The sequence below is a fragment of the Curtobacterium sp. B18 genome (assembly GCF_000333375.1).
Lineage (GTDB): Bacteria > Actinomycetota > Actinomycetes > Actinomycetales > Microbacteriaceae > Curtobacterium.
This window is the reverse complement of sequence record NZ_BACZ01000030.1, coordinates 1-2,854: the sequence shown is the minus strand read 5'-3', so window position 1 is coordinate 2,854 and position 2,854 is coordinate 1. Positions and strand designations below refer to the sequence as shown.

Genomic DNA, 2,854 nt, shown 5'->3' with positions numbered 1-2,854 from the left:
TGCGCGGCCCGGGCCCGTTCGCGAAAGTTGGGGAGCCCGTCCGGCCAGCCCTCCGGGTCGGGCCCGCTCCGGACCGCCTCGTACGTGTCCGCGACGAACGCGGCGAACGCGTCGAGGTAGCCCTGCGGGTGCCCGGCCGGTACGACCGCCAGCCGGCGCTGGTCCGGGACACCGAGCGACGGGTCCCGCACGACGATCTGCGCACCCCGCTCGTTGCCGAACCACGCCGACTCCGGCTGTTCCTGGTCGAAGGCGGCGGACCCGCGGGTGCCGTCCACCTCGAACCACAGCCGGTTCTTCCGACCGGACGCGACCTGCGAGATGACCACGTTGCCGATGCGCCCGGCGCCGGTCCGGAAGGTCGCGACGGCGGTGTCCTCGGTCGTCACCTCGGCGCGCTGCGAGGCGTCGGCGACCGGGTCGGGATCGGGGGAGCCGGAGAACGACGGACCGGACGCCGCCGGCCTGGTCGGGTAGACGATGTCGGTCGCCGCGGACACCGACGCGAACCGCTCACCCGTGACGAACTCGACCAGGTCGCACCAGTGCGACCCGATGTCGGCGAACGCCCGCGAGAGGCCGCCGGACCCCGCGTCGACCCGCCACGAGGACGCGTCCTCGTCGAGCATCCAGTCCTGCAGGTAGTGGCCGTGCACAGCGAGGAGTCGTCCGAGGTCGCCGTCGGCGATGCGACCGCGGATCTCGCGGATGATCGGGTGGTAGCGGTACACGAACGGCACGGTCGCGACGACACCGGCCCGACGAGCGGCCTCGACCAGTTCGTCGGCCTCGGCGGTGTCCATCGCGAGCGGCTTCTCGCAGACCACGTTGATGCCGGCGGAGACGACCGCGAGCGCCTGCGGGTGGTGCTGGTCGTTCGGCGTGCAGACGTGCACGACGTCCGGAGCGTCCGCGATCACCTCGTCGAGCGACGCGTAGCCACGGGGGAGGTCGAGCTGCGCGGCGACCTGCTCGGAACGGGACGGACTCCGGCCGAGCACACCGAGGACCTCGGCCCCGGCCGCGCGGGCTGCCCGCGCGTGGACCCCGGCGATCATGCCGGTCCCGACCACGGCGACGCGCAGGCGTCGCTCTCCGTACCCACTGCTCATGGTGCTCCCTCGCGCCGGACTGGACCCACCGTACCGACGACTCCCGGCCACACGCCGGAACGCGTGAGTACGTTCTGGGGCATGTCGAGCCTCCAGACCTCCCTGCTCATCCTCGGTGCCAGCGGCGACCTGTCCAAGCGACTGCTGCTGCCGGGCCTCGCCACCCTCCTCGAGGTGAAGGACGACTGGGACGTCCAGCTCGTCGGCGCCGGTGTGGAGGACATCTCGGACGCCGACTGGAAGGCGCAGGTCCGGACGTCCTTCGAGAACGCGCAGGCGTCGAAGAACGAGGAGGACGAGGGGGCTGGCGACGGTGGTGAGCACCTCAGCAAGCGACTCCTCGACGTCATCGACGCCTCGAGCTACCGCAAGGCCGACGTCACCGACGCGGACGACCTGCGCGCCCTGCTCGGCGTGTGCGAGCACGACCCCGCGATCTACTTCGCGCTGCCGCCCGCCGTGACCGAGAAGAGCTGCGAGGTGCTCAAGGACCTCGACCTGCCGTCGGGGACCCGTCTGGCGCTCGAGAAGCCGTTCGGCACCGACGCCGAGAGCGCCGAGCACCTGAACGACGTCCTGCACTCGTTCCTCCCGGAGGAGCGGATCCACCGTGTCGACCACTTCCTCGGCCGCTCCACCGTCCTGAACCTGCTCGGCCTGCGGTTCGCGAACCGCATCATCGAACCGCTGCTGTCGTCCGCGCACGTCGCCCGCGTCGACATCGTCTACGACGAGACGCTCGGCCTCGAGGGGCGTGCGCGCTACTACGACAAGGCGGGCGCGCTCGTCGACATGATCCAGAGCCACCTGCTGCAGGTGATGGCCGTGGTCGCGATGGAGGCACCCGCCTCGATCGACGCGGACGACCTGCGCACCCAGAAGGAGCTCGTGCTCCGTGCCGTCCGGCCCTGGGGCGGCGACGTCGTCGCGGCCGGCAAACGTGCCCGGTACACCGCTGGGACGATCGGCGACCGCTCGCTGCCGTCGTACACCGACGAGGACGGCGTGGACCCGGACCTCGGCACCGAGACGCTCGCACAGCTCACCCTCGAGATCGCGAACTGGCGCTGGGCCGGTGTGCCGTTCACGCTCCGCTCCGGCAAGGCCCTCGCCGCGCAGCGTCGCGAGATCGTCATCACCTTCAAGGACTCGCCGCACGTGCCGGTCGGTCTCACCGGCGCCGAACTGCCGGACCGGCTCCGGATCTGGATCGCTCCCGACGAGATGCAGCTCGAGCTGAACGTGAACGGTGCCGGCGACCCGTACTCGATCGACCACACGAGCCTCGACGTCACCTTCAACCCCGGACGGCTGAGCGCCTACGGCGAGGTGCTGGCCGGCGTGCTCGAGGGTGACGCGACCCTCTCCGTCCGCGGGGACAGCGCCGTGCAGGGGTGGAAGGTCGTGGAGCCGTTCCTGCAGGCGTGGCGCAGCGGGAAGACACCGCTGGACGACTACGCCGCGGGCTCCGAGGGACCCGTTTCCTGGGACAACATCGACTGCTGACGGTCCGCGCGGCGTAGGTTCCGAGGCGTGACCACGATCGACGACGTCCTGCAGACCGTTCCCGAACCCGCCGGAGCCGACGTGCGCGTCGACGCCGTCCGCTACGACCACGAGGGCACCGCGTTGCTCGGCGTGCTGGCGAAGGACGCCGCGATCGCGGGCCGACGCCCGGCCGTCCTCGTCGTGCACGACTGGCACGGCGTGAACGAGCACGTCGAGGCCCGCGTGACGATGCT

The 2,854-nt window shown here is 71.4% G+C and carries 2 protein-coding genes and 1 pseudogene; 2 read left to right on the top strand and 1 reads right to left on the bottom strand.

The window, feature by feature from the left end; translation table 11 throughout:
* A partial coding sequence (locus I5E_RS00865) for a Gfo/Idh/MocA family protein (protein ID WP_042723439.1) occupies window positions 1-1,112 on the bottom strand: 1,112 nt, incomplete at its 3' end.
* Between the two features lie 81 nt (window positions 1,113-1,193).
* Here I5E_RS00865 and I5E_RS00860 point away from each other — a divergent pair.
* Together I5E_RS00860 and I5E_RS00855 are read left to right on the top strand one after the other, a co-directional pair.
* The gene (locus I5E_RS00860) at window positions 1,194-2,618 is read left to right on the top strand and encodes a glucose-6-phosphate dehydrogenase (RefSeq protein WP_022905336.1); all 1,425 of its coding nucleotides are present in this window, start codon (window positions 1,194-1,196) and stop codon (window positions 2,616-2,618) included.
* Window positions 2,619-2,645: 27 nt separating this feature from the next.
* Window positions 2,646-2,854, top strand: a pseudogene (locus I5E_RS00855) (dienelactone hydrolase family protein); the annotation flags it as partial.